Annotated in this window: 17 protein-coding genes and 1 rRNA gene; 2 read left to right on the top strand and 16 right to left on the bottom strand. The window is 69.1% G+C overall.

Going from position 1 to position 17,329, the window contains the following annotated elements:
* Nucleotides 1-7 precede the first annotated feature (7 nt).
* The 8 genes from scpB to steA all read right to left on the bottom strand — a co-directional run bounded on the left by scpB (nucleotide 8) and on the right by steA (nucleotide 8,358).
* Nucleotides 8-664 carry an SMC-Scp complex subunit ScpB gene (gene scpB / locus ACFO5K_RS10195; RefSeq protein ID WP_378559558.1) on the bottom strand — a complete coding sequence of 219 codons (657 nt, stop codon included), beginning with the start codon at nucleotides 662-664 and terminating at the stop codon, nucleotides 8-10.
* A 10-nt stretch (nucleotides 665-674) separates the two neighbouring features.
* Entirely contained in the window at nucleotides 675-1,559 is an 885-nt protein-coding gene (locus tag ACFO5K_RS10190; protein WP_378559555.1) for a segregation and condensation protein A, read from the bottom strand.
* The gene (locus ACFO5K_RS10185; RefSeq protein WP_378559782.1) at nucleotides 1,556-2,389 is read right to left on the bottom strand and encodes a ParA family protein; all 834 of its coding nucleotides are present in this window, start codon (nucleotides 2,387-2,389) and stop codon (nucleotides 1,556-1,558) included. Before ACFO5K_RS10185 ends, ACFO5K_RS10190 begins: the two co-directional genes overlap by 4 nt.
* A gap of 247 nt (nucleotides 2,390-2,636) precedes the next feature.
* On the bottom strand, nucleotides 2,637-3,605 hold the full coding sequence (gene xerD, locus ACFO5K_RS10180; protein ID WP_378559552.1) for a site-specific tyrosine recombinase XerD: 969 nt from the start codon (nucleotides 3,603-3,605) through the stop codon (nucleotides 2,637-2,639).
* A gap of 5 nt (nucleotides 3,606-3,610) precedes the next feature.
* Nucleotides 3,611-4,270: an NUDIX domain-containing protein gene (locus ACFO5K_RS10175; RefSeq protein ID WP_378559549.1), complete on the bottom strand. Its 660-nt coding sequence runs from the start codon at nucleotides 4,268-4,270 to the stop codon at nucleotides 3,611-3,613.
* Between the two features lie 25 nt (nucleotides 4,271-4,295).
* Complete coding sequence (locus tag ACFO5K_RS10170) at nucleotides 4,296-6,017, bottom strand: CTP synthase (protein WP_378559546.1); 1,722 nt, start codon at nucleotides 6,015-6,017, stop codon at nucleotides 4,296-4,298.
* A gap of 203 nt (nucleotides 6,018-6,220) precedes the next feature.
* Nucleotides 6,221-7,162, bottom strand: a complete 942-nt coding sequence (locus ACFO5K_RS10165; protein WP_378559543.1) for a copper transporter — start codon at nucleotides 7,160-7,162, stop codon at nucleotides 6,221-6,223.
* Nucleotides 7,159-8,358, bottom strand: coding sequence for a putative cytokinetic ring protein SteA (gene steA / locus ACFO5K_RS10160; protein WP_378559540.1), 1,200 nt, complete (start codon nucleotides 8,356-8,358; stop codon nucleotides 7,159-7,161). Before steA ends, ACFO5K_RS10165 begins: the two co-directional genes overlap by 4 nt.
* 113 nt (nucleotides 8,359-8,471) lie before the next feature.
* Here steA and ACFO5K_RS10155 point away from each other — a divergent pair, with 113 nt between their 5' ends.
* Complete coding sequence (locus ACFO5K_RS10155) at nucleotides 8,472-8,891, top strand: SRPBCC family protein (protein ID WP_378559537.1); 420 nt, start codon at nucleotides 8,472-8,474, stop codon at nucleotides 8,889-8,891.
* Between the two features lie 419 nt (nucleotides 8,892-9,310).
* Here the strand turns inward: ACFO5K_RS10155 and recN are convergent, their stop codons facing one another.
* The 7 genes from recN to ACFO5K_RS10120 all read right to left on the bottom strand — a co-directional run bounded on the left by recN (nucleotide 9,311) and on the right by ACFO5K_RS10120 (nucleotide 16,241).
* The gene (gene recN, locus ACFO5K_RS10150; RefSeq protein WP_378559534.1) at nucleotides 9,311-11,083 is read right to left on the bottom strand and encodes a DNA repair protein RecN; all 1,773 of its coding nucleotides are present in this window, start codon (nucleotides 11,081-11,083) and stop codon (nucleotides 9,311-9,313) included.
* On the bottom strand, nucleotides 11,061-12,014 hold the full coding sequence (locus ACFO5K_RS10145; RefSeq protein ID WP_378559531.1) for an NAD kinase: 954 nt from the start codon (nucleotides 12,012-12,014) through the stop codon (nucleotides 11,061-11,063). Before ACFO5K_RS10145 ends, recN begins: the two co-directional genes overlap by 23 nt.
* The gene (locus ACFO5K_RS10140) at nucleotides 12,011-12,832 is read right to left on the bottom strand and encodes a TlyA family RNA methyltransferase (RefSeq protein ID WP_378559528.1); all 822 of its coding nucleotides are present in this window, start codon (nucleotides 12,830-12,832) and stop codon (nucleotides 12,011-12,013) included. The genes ACFO5K_RS10145 and ACFO5K_RS10140 overlap by 4 nt, the downstream gene beginning before the upstream one ends.
* 1 nt (nucleotide 12,833) lies before the next feature.
* On the bottom strand, nucleotides 12,834-13,058 hold the full coding sequence (locus ACFO5K_RS10135; RefSeq protein WP_378559525.1) for a hypothetical protein: 225 nt from the start codon (nucleotides 13,056-13,058) through the stop codon (nucleotides 12,834-12,836).
* A 73-nt stretch (nucleotides 13,059-13,131) separates the two neighbouring features.
* Nucleotides 13,132-14,025: an HAD-IIA family hydrolase gene (locus tag ACFO5K_RS10130; RefSeq protein ID WP_378559522.1), complete on the bottom strand. Its 894-nt coding sequence runs from the start codon at nucleotides 14,023-14,025 to the stop codon at nucleotides 13,132-13,134.
* A gap of 369 nt (nucleotides 14,026-14,394) precedes the next feature.
* On the bottom strand, nucleotides 14,395-15,486 hold the full coding sequence (locus ACFO5K_RS10125) for a hypothetical protein (RefSeq protein WP_378559779.1): 1,092 nt from the start codon (nucleotides 15,484-15,486) through the stop codon (nucleotides 14,395-14,397).
* Between the two features lie 68 nt (nucleotides 15,487-15,554).
* A complete protein-coding gene (locus ACFO5K_RS10120) occupies nucleotides 15,555-16,241 on the bottom strand; it encodes a hypothetical protein (RefSeq protein ID WP_378559519.1) in 687 nt (228 codons plus the stop codon).
* Between the two features lie 67 nt (nucleotides 16,242-16,308).
* On the opposite strand from ACFO5K_RS10120, the gene ACFO5K_RS10115 reads away from it, so the two are divergent.
* Nucleotides 16,309-17,178, top strand: coding sequence for a hypothetical protein (locus ACFO5K_RS10115; protein WP_378559516.1), 870 nt, complete (start codon nucleotides 16,309-16,311; stop codon nucleotides 17,176-17,178).
* 35 nt (nucleotides 17,179-17,213) lie between these two features.
* On the opposite strand, the gene rrf is transcribed toward ACFO5K_RS10115, so the two are convergent.
* Nucleotides 17,214-17,329: ribosomal RNA gene (rrf, locus tag ACFO5K_RS10110) — 5S ribosomal RNA — on the bottom strand.

Below are 17,329 nucleotides of genomic sequence, written 5' to 3'. Positions count from 1 at the left end.
TGTCCTGTCAATCGTCAGTGCCGAGATCCATGTCGGACTCGGCGGATTTCTTCAGCCTGGTGAACCGGGGATCGGTGTCCAGGCTCTCGCTGATCTCGTCGATCAGATCGACGCCGGGAAGCAGCGGCGCCAGCGGTGGCAGGTCGCCCAAGGAGGCGAGCCCGATCCGTTCGAGGAACAACTCGGTGGTGCGGTAGAGCGTGCCGTTGGTTTCGGGGTCCTGACCCGCTTCCGCGATCAGGCCTCTGGCCAGCAGCGTGCGCATCACTCCGTCGACGTTCACCCCGCGAACCGCACTGACCCTGGTTCGGGTCACCGGCTGGCGGTAGGCGACCACCGCCAAGGTTTCCAAGGCGGCCCGGGTGAGTTTCGTCCGGGCTCCATCGAGCAGTACCCGCTCGACATAGGGCGCGTACTCCTGTCGAGTATAGAAGCGCCAACCGTCACCGACGAAACGCAGGTCGATGCCGCTGCCGCGCGCCGACAGTTCCGCCGACATCGCGCGCAGGGTGTCCTCGACCCGTTCGCTGGTGTCGTCCAGGGCCGCTGCCAGCTGTTCTACCGGCGCCGGAGCGTCCACAACGAGCAGCATCGCCTCGAGCGCGGAGCGCAGTTCGGGGTCGCCGAGCGGCTCGGGAGTGAACTCCACCACTGTCTCGGTCATGGGTGTGCCCTCATCCGTAGTCCTCTTCGAATGTCAGTGCGGCCGCCTCGGCATCGGGGTCCAGTTCACCGAGCCAGCTCACGGCCAACGGGCCGAGCGGATCGGGTTGGTCGAAGGCGATGGTCTTGCCGCGGTACAACTCGAGCAACGCCAGGAACCGCGCCACGATTTCCACCGGCACCGTGCAATCCTCGACCAGTTCGGCGAAGGTCGTCCACCCGCCGGGTCCGCGTTCCTTGAGCCGGGCCAGCACCAGCTCGGCCTGCTCGGCCACCGAGATGGCGTGCATGTGCAGGTGGCCCAGCCCCACCTCGGCGATCGGGCGCGGCCGGAACGCCGCCGCCGCGATCTGGGCGAAGGCGGCGATGTCGACCCCCAGGGTGACCTCGGGCAGCAGTCCCTCGAACTGCTCCTCCAGCGCCACCGAACGCGGGTACCGGCGCAGCGCGGCGGCCTCCAGTTCGGCGAACAGTTCGGCCACCTGCTTGAACGCGCGGTACTGCAGCAGGCGGGCGAACAGCAGGTCACGCGCGTCGAGCAGTTCGAGGTCCTCGGCGTCGGTCATCTCACCGGCCGGGAGCAGCCGCGCCGCCTTGAGATCGAGCAGGGTCGCGGCCACCACGAGGAATTCGGTGGTCTGATCGAGGATCTTGTCCGCGCGCAGTTTCGTGTTCTCGGCCAGTTCGGCGGTCAATGCCTTGGTGTAGGCGATGAATTCGTCGGTGACCTGATGCAACGCGATTTCGGTGACATCGAGTTTGCGCGAGCTGATCAAGGTGAGCAGCAGGTCGAACGGTCCCTCGAAATTGGTCAACCGCAGATGGAAACCGGTCTTCTCGGGCTCGGGCGCCGGTTCTTCGGGTACTGCTCGCACCGCAGGTGTAGCTCCGATCACCGGCCCGACCGGTGGATGACCTCACGTGCCATCGCCCGATACGACTCGGCGCCACCGGACTTCGGCGACCAGGTGGTGATCGGCTCGCCCGCGACGCTGGCGTCGGGGAAGCGCACCGTGCGCGAGATCGCGGTGTCGTAGACCAGGTCACCGAACACCTCGACCACGCGCGACATCACCTGACGCGAATGCAGCAGGCGGGCATCGAACATGGTGACCACGATGCCGTAGAGGCTCAGTCGCGGATTGAGGCGATCACGCACCTTCTCGACGGTGTCGTTGAGCAGCGCGAGGCCACGCAGCGAGAAGTACTCGCATTCCATCGGGATGATCACCCCGTCCGAACACGCCAGCGCGTTGACGGTGAGCAGACCGAGGGAGGGCTGGCAGTCGATGAGGATGTAGTCGTAGCGGTCGCGCACCCCGGCCAGCGCCCGGCCCAGCGACTGTTCGCGGCCCACCTCGTTGACCAGCTGGATCTCGGCCGCGGAGAGATCGATATTGCTGGGTAACAGGTCCATACCGTCGACCTTGGTGGTCTGCAGCACGTCGTCGACCTTGGCCTTCCCGCCGATCAGCAGGTCGTGCACGGTGAGATCGAGGTCGTGGTGGGCCACCCCGAGCCCGGCCGAGAGCGCGCCCTGCGGATCGAGGTCGACGAGCAGCACGCGCCGGCCGTATTCGGCCAGTGCGGCACCGAGATTGATGGTCGAGGTGGTCTTACCGACCCCGCCCTTCTGGTTGCACATGGCCACGACGAGGGCGTCACCGTGTTCCTTGACCTGTGGTGGGTCGGGTACCAGACGCAGCGGGCGGCCGGTCGGGCCCATCTCGACGGGCTCGGCGACCTGTTCCGGTCCACCGTCCCACGGTGTTTCCGCTGACGTCACGATCCGCTGCTCCTTATACGTTTCCTGCCGGTAACCCCTGTCGAGGGTAGCGAGCCCGGTTCGGCGACCGACTCGCTTTCATACGGTCCAGCTCTGGGTAGACGCTACCGCTCGGACCGGTGAGGTACGGCATGGCAACGCCGGGCGTGTTCGCACGATACCGCTTCCTACGGAACCGGGTGTTCACTCAGCGGGCCCGCGGGTGCGCGGTGGCCCACACCTCGCGCAGCGTGCTCACCGTCACCAGGGTGTAGATCTGGGTCGTGGTCACCGACGCGTGGCCGAGCAGTTCCTGCACCACGCGCACGTCGGCGCCGCCGTCGAGCAGGTGGGTCGCGAAGGAATGGCGCAGCGTGTGCGGTGACACCGCGGCCCCGATCCCCGCGCGCTCGGCGGCGGTCTGCAACACCTGCCAGGCGCTCTGCCGCGACAGCCGACCGCCCCGGTGATTGAGGAAAAGCGCACCACCGCACCCTTTTCCGCGCGCGGCCAGAGCGGGCCGACCGCGCACCAGGTAGGCGTCGAGCGCCGCGAGCGCGGGTCGGCCGATCGGGACGAGCCGCTGTTTTCCGCCTTTGCCGTGCAGCACCACGCAGCGTTGTCCGGTGTCGATGTCGTCGACGTCGAGCCCGACCATTTCCGAGATGCGGGCGCCGGTGGAATACAGCAGTTCCAGCAGTGCCCGGTCGCGCAGGCCGCGCGGACCACCGTCGGCACCGCCCGGTTCGGCCGCACCACCCGCGGCTTCGAGCAACCGCAGCACCTGGTCGAAGGGCAGCGCTTTGGGTAGCCGGCGAGCGGGCGCGGGCGGTTTCACCGCGTGCGCCACGTCGGTGTCGGTGATCCCTTCGGCCGCGGCGAAGCGATGCAGCCCGCGAACCGCGATCAGTGCCCTGGCCACCGACCCGGCGGCCAGCGGCGGACGATCTTCGCCACCGGCGCGCAAGGCCATGGTGAACTCCGCGACATCGCCCTGAGCCACCGCGTCCAAACTGTCGACGCCGCGTTCGGTGAGGAACTCCCGGTACCGGGTCAGGTCACGCCGATAGGCGCCGAGGGTGTTGCGCGCGGCGCCCCGCTCGACCGTCAGATGGTCGAGGTAGGCGTCGATTTCGCGCGCGAGTGCGCCGCGTTGCGTGGCCGAGCCGTCGGCCACCGTCCTCACGCCTCGGTATCGCGCGCCGACTTCGCCTCGGCCGCTTTGCGTCGCAGGAAAGCCGTCGGCTGCCCCGGCCACGGTGCGTCGGCCGGACGCAGAGCCACCTGACCCGCCTGCGCCGCCGCGTACGCGAGAAGCCCGGCGACGGCGGTCGCGTTCACGATCTCCCCGGCGAGTGCGGCCCGCACCGCGTCACCGAGGGGCATCCGCACCAGTTCCAGATCGGCTTCCTCGTGCTCGGGTTCGGGCTGATCGGTGGCACTGAGACCGGTCGCGCAGAACACCCGCAGGGCCTCGTCGGTGAACCCGGGCGACAACGCCACGTCCACGAGCACCGACCACTGCGCGGCGGCCAGCCCCGTCTCCTCGGCCAGCTCACGCTTGGCCGCGGTGAGCGGGTCCTCACCCTCGATGTCGAGCAACCCGGCGGGCAGTTCCAGCAGCCGGGTACCCAGCGGGTGCCGGTACTGGCGGATCAGCACCACCCGGCCGTCGTCATCGAGCGCGAGCACCGCGACGGCACCGTGATGCTCGATGACCTCACGCTCGACGATCCGGCCACCGGGCATCACGACCTGATCCTGGCGCAGCGCCACGATCGCACCGCTGTAGCGCACCCGGCTCGAGACCGTGTCGAAATCGTGCTGACCGGGTTCGCTCATAGACTGCTGACCGCCTCGCTCGAACTCAGAGTTCCGCGGCCTGCTCCGCGAGCTCTTCCTCCGGGAAGTCTACGGGAAGCCGTTCGGCCAGTTTGTACTTCAACGCGGCAAGGATGAGCGCGGCGAACAGCGGATGCGGGCGGGTGGGCCGGCTCTTGAGCTCCGGATGCGCCTGGGTGGCGACGAAGAACGGATGCACCGAAGCCGGGTACTCGACGAACTCCACCAGATGCCCGTCGGGCGAGGTACCCGAGAACTGCAGGCCGCTCTTGGCGATCACGTCACGGTAGGCGTTGTTCACCTCGAAACGATGCCGGTGGCGCTCGGACACGTGCTCGCTGCCGTAGGCCTGCGCGACGACCGAGCCCTTCTGCAGGGTGGCCGGGTAGGCGCCCAGGCGCATGGTGCCGCCCAGATCGGCCGCACCGGCGACCACGTCTTCCTGATCGGCCATCGTCGAGATCACCGGGTTCTTCGTCTCGGACTCGAACTCCGCGGAATTCGCGTCCTCGATCCCCACCGAACGCGCCGCCTCGATCACCACGCACTGCAGACCCAGGCACAGGCCGAGCAGCGGAATCCCGCGGCGACGGGCGTAACCGATCGCACCGAGCTTGCCCTCGATGCCACGGATACCGAACCCACCGGGGATCAGCACCGCGTCCACGTCACGCAACGCCGCCTGGGCACCGGCCTCGGTCTCGCACTCGTCCGACGGCACCCAGCGGATCTGCACCTTCGCCCGGTGCGCGAAACCACCCGCACGCAGCGCCTCGGTCACCGACAGGTAGGCATCGGGCAGGTCGACGTACTTGCCGACCAACGCCACCTCGACGGTCTCGCGCGGGGAGTGCACGCGCTCGAGCAGATCGCCCCACACCGTCCAGTCCACATCGCGGAACGGCAACCCGAGCTTGCGCACCACATACGCGTCGAGACCCTCGCTGTGCAGCACCTTCGGAATGTCGTAGATCGACGGCGCGTCCGGAGTGGAGATGCACGCCTCCACGTCCACGTCACACATGAGCGCGATCTTGTTCTTGAGCCCCTGGGGTACCTCACGGTCGCAGCGCAGGATCAGCGCGTCGGGCTGGATGCCGATATTGCGCAACGCCGCCACCGAATGCTGCGTCGGCTTGGTCTTGAGCTCACCCGAGGGCGCCAGATACGGCACCAGCGACACATGCAGGAAGAACACATTGTCGCGGCCCACATCGTGGCGGATCTGACGCGCCGCTTCCAGGAACGGCTGCGACTCGATGTCACCGACGGTGCCACCGATCTCGGTGATCACCACATCCGGCACATGCCCCTCGAGATCGGGACCCTGCATCGCCAGGATGCGGTTCTTGATCTCGTCGGTGATGTGCGGGATCACCTGCACGGTGTCGCCCAGATACTCGCCCCGGCGCTCCTTGGCGATCACCGTCGAATAGATCTGACCGGTGGTCACGTTCGCGTCCTTGGTCAGATCGCGATCGAGGAAACGCTCGTAGTGCCCGACGTCCAGATCGGTCTCGGCACCGTCCTCGGTGACGAACACCTCGCCGTGCTGGAACGGATTCATGGTGCCCGGATCGACGTTCAGATACGGGTCGAGCTTCTGCATCGTCACCCGCATGCCACGCGCGGTCAGCAACTGACCGAGGCTGGATGCGGTGAGACCCTTACCCAAAGAGGAGGCGACGCCACCGCTCACGAAGATGTGCTTGGTGGCAGTTCGAGCCTGATTCCGTTGATGACCCACGGACCACCACTGTACCGCTAGTCCGCCTCTCCGCGAACTTTGCCGGTCGTTTGCGGGATGCGTGTTGAGTTCCCGGGCAGGCGGAGCGGCGCCGGACGGCCGCTGGGCGTACCCGGTGAGTTACCCATGTACTGGCGAAACCAGTCGTTCTGCTGGCATCGCTGCGCGGAATCTTTCCTTCGGGAGGGTGGTGAGGTTCTCAGTCAGCGGGGCATGGCTACGAGTGTCAGGGAGGTCGCCGCGGGGCCGGTGCCGTACCTGCCCGCGCCGCCGGTCAGTTGTTCGGTGAGGGCGAGAGCTGTTGTCACGCGGCCTGTTTCGCGATCGATGTTGTCCACGGTGGTGACCGTGGTCGCGAGTGGGGCCTGGGCGCGGACGTGGGCGATGGGGCCGTCGGCCTCGGCGGCGCCGGGGCGGCCGGACAGGACGGTGCCCGCGGCGCGGGCGCGCAGGGCGCCGGTGAAGCGGGCGATGGTCGCGCCCTGGCCGGTGTCGGATTCGACACCGTTGCCGGTGACCACGACGGCGAGTTGCGCCGGTCGCACCGGAGTGTCGCCGTAGGCGAGGAAACCGCCGCCGCGCAGGGTCTCCAGGGCCAGCGCGAGCTCGGGGCCGGTGCTACGCGGCTCGTTGGTGGCCGGGTCCAGCAGCAGCGTGAGACCGAGCAGATCACCGGCCATGCTGCCCTGGTCGACGGCCCCGGTACGCAGCTGCGCGCCCGCCGGGACGATATTGGTCAGCGCCGAACGCATCCGGTCGCCCTCGCCCGCGTCGACGAAGGCATCGGTGAGCGCGACCCGGCCGGTCACCGTGGCACCCGCGGCGCCCAGCGCGTTGCTCACCCCGTCGACATCGGCGGGATCGGCGTCGGGGGTGGTGAACACCAGCACGCTGCGCTCGGCCAGCGTGCCACCCAGGATGCGGTCTGCCGATCCGGCGACGAACGCGTCGGCGGCATCGAGCTGGGCGGTGAGCTGATCGTTGCGCGCGCTGAGCTCCGCCACCTCGACACTGAGCTCATCGGAATCCGAACGCAGGCCCGAAACCATGTCCGCGGCCAAGGTCTGCGAGCCCAGCACCACCCCGATCGCGAGCGCCAGGAAGATCGCCGCGATCGAGATGGCGTGTTGACGCAGCGAGATCACAGTCGGCCCCGCACCCATTCGACACACCGATTCCAGTACTCGACCGCCAGATCCAGCACCTCCGAACCGTTGCGCGAGGCCAGGATCACCACCACCACCGCCACCAGCGCGGCCAGCACCACCAGCGCCAGCGCCGCACCGGTGGAGCGGTGCCGGTACAGCGTCGAGACCGCGTTGGCGTCGACCAGCTTCGCGCCGACCTTCAACCGGGTCAGGAAGGTCGCCGGATTGCTGTCGCGACGACCACGATCGAAGAAATCCTCCAGCGATGCGGGGGCACCGGCCAGCACGATCAGCGACGCACCGTGATGGTCGGCCAGCATCAGCGCCAGATCGGTCGGCGAACCCGACGACGGGAACGTGGTGGCGCCGATACCGAGGTCCTGGATGCGCTCCAAACCGCGCGCGTGCCCGTCGGTATCGGCGGGCAGGATCATCTCCGCCCCCGAACGCAGCGTCGCGGTGCTGATCTCCTCCGGGTCGCCCACGATCAGATCCGGGGTGTACTTGAGCTTGCGCAACGTGTCGGCACCGCGCCCGACCCCGATCAGAATCGGTGCGTACTCCTTGATGAACGGCTTGAGCCGCTGCAGCTCCTCGAGATGACCCGACCCGTCGGCAATCACCACCACATGCCGGTTGCGCAGCTCCAGATCGATGTCGGGCACCCCGATGCCGTCGATCAGCAGCGCACTCTCGGTGCGAACGAACTCGGTGGTGTTGCCCGCGAACGCGTCGAGATGATCAGCCAGCCCGTTGCGGGCCTCGATCATCTTGTCGGCGATGGCCGACTCGTCGAATTCGATGCCCTCGACCAGCACCTCGGGCTCTTTCTTGGTCAGCCTGTCGGCGTAGACGATGCCCTCGTCGATCCGGATCTTGGCGCCGTCCTTGATCTTGCCGAACGCATCGGAAGACACCGTGTCCATCAGCACGATCCCGTTGGCCACCAGTACCTCCGGGCCCAGATTGGGATAGCGGCCCGAAATGGAGGGCGAAGTGTTGATCACCGCGAGCACACCGGCCTCGACCAAGCGGTCGGCGGTGTGGCGGTCCAGATCGGTCTCGTCGAGGACCACGACGTCCCCCGGACCGACGCGCCCCAGCAATCGCCGGGTGTTGCGGTCCACCCGGGCGATTCCTGCGACACCGGGCAGCGTTTCCGTACTCCTCGACAACAGCGCCGGCATCTTCATGTGGCCGATGATGCGGGCAAACCCTCAACCATTGGTGGAGGCGCGCCGAATCACCCGCCGCACGACTACCCGTATGCTGCGGGTCACAGATATTTCGGACAGGAGACACATTCATGCCCAGCAGCACCGTCGAGACGGTTATCGACGCACCGCGCGACATCGTCTACCGCCTCTTCACCGAGCGTGAGGCCGTCAGCCCGCACCTGCCGATCCAGGTCAAGCTGGTCAGGCCCGGCGATGCCACCACCGGTGTCGGCGCCCAGCACCTGTTCGGCTTCGGCAAGGTAGGCGTCACCGAGGAGATCACCGCGCTGGTCCCCAACGAGCGGATGGAATACAAGATCGTGAAGGGCGCCCCCGTGAAGCGCCACATCGGCATCGTCACCTTCGCCGACACTGCGGAAGGCGGCACCCGCGTGGTCTATGCGATGGAATCGCAGCCGTCGCTGCCGGCCCCCGCCCCCGTCGTCGAGTTCACCCTGCGCCAGCTCACCAACCAGCTGATCGGCGGCGTCCGCAAAGCTCTGCGCTAACCCCCTGAGCCAACGCGCAGGAATTCGCGCCAAACGGCCACAAAACCCCCAGCGCACACCACAAATACCCACCTACCGCACTCCCAGCCCCGCACGACCCGACCTCGAGGAGGGTCCGCCGCGAAGCGGCGGTTCGCGGCCGGGCCGCCGGTCAGCGCTCGAAGCGCAGCGCGAAGCGCCAGTCTCGAGCGCTGACCGGCGGCCCGTGGGGGCCGCGAACTAGAGCGCGCCAGCGCTCCAACAAACACAGCCCAAACCGTCCCCCAACACCACACCTCAAATATCTCTAAAGCCCACCACCCCCAGCATCTCTAAAAGCCGCCACCACCAGCATCTCTAAAGCCCACCACCACCAGTGAACAACCCACCCCGCTGCTACCGGTCGCGCCGATCAACCCCGCACCCCCAGCACACCACCCTCAAATAGCCACACCCCGCTCAGCCCGAGCAGTCTCCAAAAGCTCCTCAGCATGCGCCCGCCCGGTCTCGGTATCATCGAGCCCCGCCAACATCCGAGCCAGCTCCACCACCCGCTCCTCATCGGTCAGCGTGCGAACCCCGCTGTCCACCTTGCCTTTCCCGTCATCGGACTTGTTCACCACCAGATGCGTGTCAGCGAAGGCCGCCACCTGCGGCAGGTGGGTCACCACAATCACCTGATGCGTACGGGCCAGGCGCGCGAGCCGTTTGCCGATCTCCACCGCCGCTCGCCCGCCGACACCCGCGTCGACCTCGTCGAACACCATCGTCGCGCCGTGGTCCGAGCCCGACAGCACCACCTCGAGCGCGAGCATCACCCGGGAGAGCTCACCACCGGAGGCGCTCTTGCTCAACGGCAGTGACTGCGCGCCCGAGTGCGCCGAGAGCCGGAATTCCACTTCGTCGACCCCGTGGGAACCCGCGTGCAGTGACGCACCGTCCACCTCGAGTGGCGCGGAGTCCTGGGCGCCGGCCGGGATCGGCCGGACCTGAACTTCCAGGCGCGCCTTGCCCATCGCCAGGCCGCCGAGTTCGGTGCTCACCGCGGTGGCCAGTTTGCTCGCCGCCTTGGTTCGGGCCGCGCTCAGTTTTCGGGCCGCCTCGCGCACTTTGCCCGCGGCGGTGTCGACTTCCCCGGCGAGTTTGGCGAGTGCGTCCTCGGACACGTCGAGGGAGTCGAGCCGGGCGCGCGACTCGTCGGACCAGGCGATCACACCGTCGATGTCGGAGGCGTACTTGCGGGTCAGTGACTTCAGTTCCGCCTGGCGGTTGAGCATCGTGTCCAGGGCGCTGGGGTCCGAGGGCAGTTCCGACAGGTAGCCGCTGAGTTCGGTGGTCACGTCGACCACCACCGCGATCGCCTCACCGAGCCGCGGCGCCAGCCCGGTGAGACCCGGGTCGTCGGCGGAGTCGAGCCGGGCGCGGGCGCCACCGAGCAGGTCGAGCACGCCACCGCCGTCGGCGGGAGCGTCACCCTGGCCCGACAGTGCCTCGTGGGCCGCGACCGCCGCTTCCCGCAGTGAATCCAGGTCGCTGAGTCTGCGGATCTCGGCGACCAGCCGGGTGTCCTCGCCGGGTTCGGGTGCGATGCCGTCGATTTCGGCGAGTGAGTGCTTGAGCCGGTCGGCTTCCAGCGCAAGTTCCCGGCTGCGCGCGGTGCGCTCGAGCAGTTCGGTGCGCGCATCCAGCCACGACCGGCGGTGCACCTGGTATTTGCGCAGCAGCGAGGCGACGCCGTCACCGGCGAACTGATCCAGTGCCGCGAGTTGCTGTTCGGGTCGCTGCAACCGCAGCTGGTCGTTCTGGCCGTGCACGGTCAGCAGCCGGGAGGTGAACTCACCGAGCACCGCCGCGGGCACCCCACGCCCACCCAGGTGCGCACGCGAACGTCCGTCGCTGTTGACGGTGCGGACCGCGATCACGCTGCCGTCCTCGTCGGCCTCGGCCCCCGCCGATTCGAGCACCTGGCCGACGGCCGCCCGGGCCGCGTCGTTGACGTCGTCGACGACGAATCGGCCCTCCACCACCGCCTTGCTCGCGCCGAGCCGCACCCGGCCGGCGTCGGCGCGCGCACCGCTGAGCAGGTGCAGGCTGGTCACCACCATCGTCTTGCCCGCACCGGTCTCACCGGTGAGCACGGTCAGGCCCGCATGGAACTGCGCGGTGGCCGTCGAGATGACGCCGAGTCCGTCAATTCTGATCTCTGTCAGCATCGGTGTCCTTCCCCGTTCGCTGTCTTCCCCGCCAGCCGGTCACCGGCAGCTGGAACTTGCGCACCATCCGGTCGGCGAAGGGTGCCGAGTCCAACCGCACCCAGCGCACCGGCTGTTCACCACGCACCACTTCGACCCGCGCACCGCGTGGCAGCGCCAGGGTGCGCCGGCCGTCGAGGAACACGATCGCATCGTGTCCGGTCGCCACCGTTTCCACGGCGATCCGCGAGGTCGGGCTGGTCACCAGCGGCCGGGCGAACAGGGCGTGCGCGTTGCTGGGTATCACCAGCATCGCCTCGAGTTCGGGCCACACCACAGGCCCGCCCGCGGAGAACGCGTAGGCCGTCGAGCCCGTGGGGGTGGCCACGAGAATGCCGTCGCAGCCGAACGCGGACACCGGGCGCCCGTCGACTTCGAGCACCACTTCCAGCACCCCCATCCGCTGGGCGTTCTCGATGCTGGCCTCGTTGAGCGCCCAGCCGTGTTCGACGACGGTGTCCTCGATGCGGACCGAGACGTCGATGGTCAGCCGGTTCTCCACCCGGTAGTCGCGGTCCACGACCTGGGCCAGCGCCTCGTCGAGGTGTTCGGCTTCGGCTTCGGTGAGAAAACCGATGCGACCCAGGTTGATCCCGAGCACCGGGACACCGCAGGGCCTGCCGAGTTCGGCGGCCCGCAGAAATGTTCCGTCGCCGCCCAGGGCGAGCACCATCTCACAGCCCTGGGCCGCGGACGGGCTGTGCGGCACCACACGCACCGGGTACCCGGCCTCGTCCTCGAACCGGGTGCTGTCGGCCTCGTCGGCCAGTACCCGCAGGCAGATGCCCGCTCCGGCGAAGATCTTGGCCACCCGGTGCGCGGTTTCGATGATCTCCGCACGCCCCGGATGGGCGACGAGCAGGATCTCCCTGCCGCCGGCGCCCGGGCTCACTGCGGACCCGCCTCGACGGCTTCGGCGACCAGTGCCCGCACCTGTTCGGCGTCGTAGTCGAATGGGCCGACCTTGCGCAGCCACAGGAAGTACTCCACGTTTCCGGACGGACCGGGCAGCGGGCTCGCGACCACCCCCCGGGTGCGCAGCCCGAGCGCCGCGGCCTTGGCCGCCACATCGCACACCACTTCGGTGCGCAGAGCCGGATCGCGCACCACACCGCCGGAACCGACCCGATCCTTGCCGACCTCGAACTGCGGCTTCACCATCGGCAGCAGATCCGCGCCGTCACTCGCGCAGGCTGCCAGGGCCGGCAGCACCAGACCCAAGGAGATGAACGACAGGTCACCGACCACGGCTTCGACTGGGCCACCGATACTTTCGGGCGTGATGTTACGCACGTTCGTCCGGTCGAACACCCGCACCCGGTCGTCGTTCTGCAGCCGCCAGATCAACTGCCCGTAGCCGACATCGACCGCGACCACCTCGCGGGCGTCCCTGGCGAGCAGCACATCGGTGAACCCGCCGGTCGAGGCGCCCGCGTCCAAACAGCGCTTACCCGCCACGCTGAGCCCCTGCGGCTCGAACGTCTCGAGCGCGCCGAGCAGCTTGTGCGCACCCCGCGATGCCCACGACACCTCGTCGGGCTGGTCCCGCACGATCAGCGGAGTCCCCGTTTCCACGGCCGTGGCCGGTTTCACCGCGACAGTGCCTGCGATCAGGACACGGCCCGCGCCGATCAGTTCGACCGCGTGTTCTCGCGATCTCGCCAATCCGCGCCGAACCAGTTCGGCGTCCACCCGCGCTCGTCTGGCCACCTCAGATCTTGTCCACTGTGGCCAGCGCGTCCACCAGCACGTCATGTGCCTGCTCGAGGATGCGCGCGCGGCGGGTGATGTCGGCGCCCACCTCGGTGCTCTCCGCGGGGCCTGCCGCCCGTGGAGCGCCGAGTTCGGCGAGCAGTTCGTCGACCTGGGCCTTGATCCGGTTCGGGTCGGCCGGTTCCGGAGACGCCTGAGCACCGGGCAGGTGACTGCCCGGCATCGGGATCCCAGGGCGGGCTGGCTGTGACGCGCCGGTCGACGGCGAACTCGGAGTACTCATCGTGACGTCAACGCTATCGGATTTCGGAATCGGCCGCGCGCACCCGTACCGCCCGGCCCGGGTGCTGCGCCAACAGTTCCGCGACGCCGGCGGGCGCGACGACGCCGGGCACCACCTCGTCGTTGAGGGCGTCCAGGGAGGTCGCGACGAAGGTGGGCACCTGGGTGGGCGGTGCGGTGACCATCTCGTCGAGGGTGCTGACGCCGGTCAGCACCAGCAGCGAGTCCAGGCCGAGGCCGTTGGCGCCCTCGATGTCGGTGTCGAGCCGGTCGCCCACCACCAGTCCGCTGCGGGTGTCCGCCCGCACCAGCGCGTCTTCCATGAGCGGTGCGTAGGGCTTGCCTGCCACCAGCGGCTCCCGGTCCGAGGCGGTGCGCAGCGCGGCGACCATCGACCCGTTGCCGGGCGCGAGACCACGCTCGTTGGGCAGGGTGCGGTCGGTGTTCGTGGCGATCCACAGCGCGCCCGCGCGCAGGGCGTAGGCGGCTTCGGCGAGGTCAGGCCAGGCGGTGGCGGGCGAATGCCCCTGCACAACGGCCGCGGGCGGTGCGTCGTCGAAACGCCGGACGGGTAGCAGGCCGACGGCCGCGACCTCGGCGGCGAGATCGTCGGTCCCCACCACGAGTACCCGATCCCCCGGCGACAGCCGCTGGGCCAGCATCCCCGCCGCGGCTTGCGCGCTGGTCACCACATCATCAGCCGAAGCCGGGTACCCCAGTTCCAGTAGATGCTCGGCCACCGCGCCGGCGCTGCGCGCCGCGTTGTTGGTGACATACACCAGCCGCTGCGCCGCAACCCCTTCCGGGACAAGCGCTTTGGGCGCACCGTCGATCACCTCGGGTCCGCGGTACAGCGTCCCGTCCAGATCGAGCAGCAATGCCTCATAGTGATCGCGTAGCCGGTTCACACACCCTCACTCCGTTGTAACAGCCGGGCCGAGTACTTCTCCGACCCTAGGCGAGGCCACCGACAGCCTTCAGCACGCCGAATCAGCTTCGCCTTCTTCATGATCAGGGATGCCACCCCGTTCCGGGCGCGTTGTGCCCCGGTTCTGCCTGCCGACCGGCGCGTCGCAGACCTCGCTGGGCCATCGGGCCGACAGCCCGAATCGCCATCGGGGCGGCCGATACGCCGGATGCCGGTGCACGGCGGTGCGATGTTCGACCGCGCGATGGTCGCGAGAACCCGCACGCGGCACCGCAACAATGCGCTGTACGCACAACGGCCGTCGGCCGGAACCCTGGGCAGGATTCCGGCCGATGGCCGTGTGGTGGAGCTACTGCGCGTCGCCGCCGGTGAGTTCCGTGGCGCGTTCTTCGGCGTCGGTCTCGCCCTCGTCGTCGGCGGCCGCGGCGTTGAGGAACCACTGCAGGCCCTCGTCGGTCCGCCCCGCAGCCACCAGAGCATCGGCGTAGGCGTAGAACAGGCGCGCGGCGGGCGAACCGGTTCGGGACGGGTCCAGATCGGAGGACTGCAGTGTCACCACGGCCTGGTCGAACTGTCCCAGATCCATCCGGGCGCCCGCCACCACGATCCGCAGTTCAGCTGCCTCGTCACCGGTGAGCTGCTGGGCTTCCTCGCTGCGGCCGAGCTCGATGGCGCGTTCGGGCCGGCCGAGACCGCGTTCGCAGTCGGCCATCACCGCGAGCAGTCCGGCACCACCGGCCATGCGCCGAGCGGTCCGCAACTCCGACAGCGCTTCGGCCCATTCCTCGGCGTGGTAGGCCACCACACCGGCGGTTTCCCGCACCACAGCGATCCGGCCCGCCCGCTGCCGAGCCGCCCTGGCGTGCGCCAGCGCCAGACGTGGGTCGTCGTCGAGCAGTTCCACGGCCATCACCATGTGCCGCGCCACCGTCTCGGCGTTGCTCTTGTCCAGGCTCAGCAGATCGCGGCGCACCGCCGGATCGAGGTCGGAGGGCTGCACGTCCTCCGGGATGTCGGGCTCTTCCGGCCGAGCCGCCCGACGATCCGTCGGCCGTCCACCCGCGGCACGGGCCCCCTCGCCACCACGTCGGCGATCATCGTGCTCGGAACCGCAGGCACGCGACGCAACGCCGGAGTCGCCACGGTTCCGGTCGTCACGAGCCGCACCACGATCATCACGCTCAGAACTCTGAGCGCGGTCATCACGAGCGGAGGCACCCGGCGCGCGGTCGTCGCGATCCGAGCCACGGGCGCGATCATCACGGCTCGCGCCGCGGTCGTCGCGATACGGCGCGCTCGCGGCGCGGTCGTCGCGATCCGATGCACTCTCGGCACGATTCGAGCTGTTCGCAAGTTCGGCCGACGGCGCACCGCCGGACTGCTCAGTGGACGCTGCCGAATCGGCGGCCGGGTAATCGACGCCGGGCGCGGCGGAGTCGATATCGGACTGCGGCGCTGCGACGGCGCTGTCCGCCGCAGCGTCGACGTTCTCGGCGTCTGCCGAGGAGATCACACCGAGCACATCGCCTTCACGTTCGCGGCGCTTCTCCCGATAGGTGCCGTTGAGCGGCGCTCCGTCTTCACCGACGAACTTGCCACCGCCGCCACCGGAATCGCCACCACGTTTGAACCCGCCACGCCCACGGTCGTCATCGCGCCGCGCGCCACGGTCGCTGTCGTCGCGACGCTGGTACCCGCCGCGTTCCGAGCTGCCACCACGCGAACGATCATCACTGCCCGCCCGGCGGAACCCGCCCCGATCGGCACCACGATCAGCGCCGCCACGGGGACGGTCACCGCCGCTCTCGGTCTTGCCGAAGCCACCACTACCGCCACGCGAACGATCATCACCTTCGTTGCGACGGAAACCGCCACCCGAACGATCATCGCTCGCACCGCGGCGGAACCCACCACGGTCAGAACCACCGCGGTCAGAACTGCTGCCGCGCGAACGGTCGTCGCCCTCGTTGCCGTGGAACCCGCCACGATCGCCACTGCCGCCGCGCGAGCGGTCGTCGCCTTCACCGCGCCGGAAACCACCACGGTCACCGCCGCCGGAGCGTTCGCCCTCATGGCGCCGGAACCCGCCCCGATCGCCACCGCCGGAGCGGCTGTCGTCATCACGCCGGAACCCGCCGCGGTCGCCACTGCCACCGCGTGCGCGGTCGTCGCCTTCGCTGCGCCGGAAACCACCACGATCGGAGCTACCGCGCGAACGGTCGTCATTGTCGTTGCGGCGGAAGCCACCCCGATCGCCACCGCTGTGCGGGCGATCGCTGCCGCTTTCGTTCCTGCGGAAGCCACCGCGATCGGGGCTGGCGCCGCGTGCGCGGTCGTCGCCCTCGTTGCGCCGGAAACCACCGCGGTCACCGCTGCTACGGGGACGGTCGTCGTCGTTGCGGCGGTATCCGCCCCGGTCGCCGCCACGGTCGGAACCGCCGGCCGGACGGTCGGATTCGTCACGGCGACGGTAGCCACCACGGTCGCCGGAGCCACCGCGGGCCGCATCGTCGCGACGCTGGTAACCACCGCGGTCGCCGCCGCTGCTGTCGTTACGCCGGGAGCCACCGCGATCGTTGTCGTCGCGACGCTGGTAACCGCCCTTGCCGCTGTCGTCACGGCGCTGGTAGCCACCGCGGTCGGAGCCGCCGCCAGCGCGTCCACCGGCCGGGCGCTCGCCCGAACGGTTCGCGTCATCGCGACGGGGGTAGCCGCCGCGGTCGCCCGAGTTGCCGCGGTCGTCGCGGTTGAAGCCGCCACGCCGGTCGTCGGAGCGATCGGAGCCTCGGCTGTCGTCGTTGCGGCGGAAGCCACCGCGATCGGAGCTGCCTCGACCGGCGTCATCGCGGCGGAATCCGCCGCCTTCGCCACGGCCCGCGCCCCGATTGTCACCCTGACCGCCGTGCGGGCGATCGGTCGGTTCGCCGCGCCGGCCGAAACCGCGGGCGTCTCCGTCCCGGCGGAAAGGCTTCCGTCCGTCGTTGTGTTCCGACACGGCGATCCCTTTCTAGGTTCCCCGTCCTCCGGGGAGTGTTGTCGTGGCCCCGTCTGCAAAGAATTCAACCACGGGCGGACGACGGGGCATCGTCCGCCCGGCGCGCCGGGCACATTTCGGGCCCACAAACGCCGATAGGGGACCCAAATAAGGGTCCCCTATCGCGAAGGATGTTCCGGCGGTGTCCTACTCTCCCACACCCTGTCGAGTGCAGTACCATCGGCGCAGGTGGCCTTAGCTTCCGGGTTCGGAATGGGACCGGGCGTTTCCCCACCGCTATAACCGCCGT

The sequence above is a fragment of the Nocardia halotolerans genome (genome assembly GCF_042650145.1).
Classification (GTDB): domain Bacteria; phylum Actinomycetota; class Actinomycetes; order Mycobacteriales; family Mycobacteriaceae; genus Nocardia; species Nocardia halotolerans.
The sequence above is the reverse complement of the archived record's forward strand: the minus strand, read 5'-3'. Positions and strand labels throughout refer to the sequence as shown.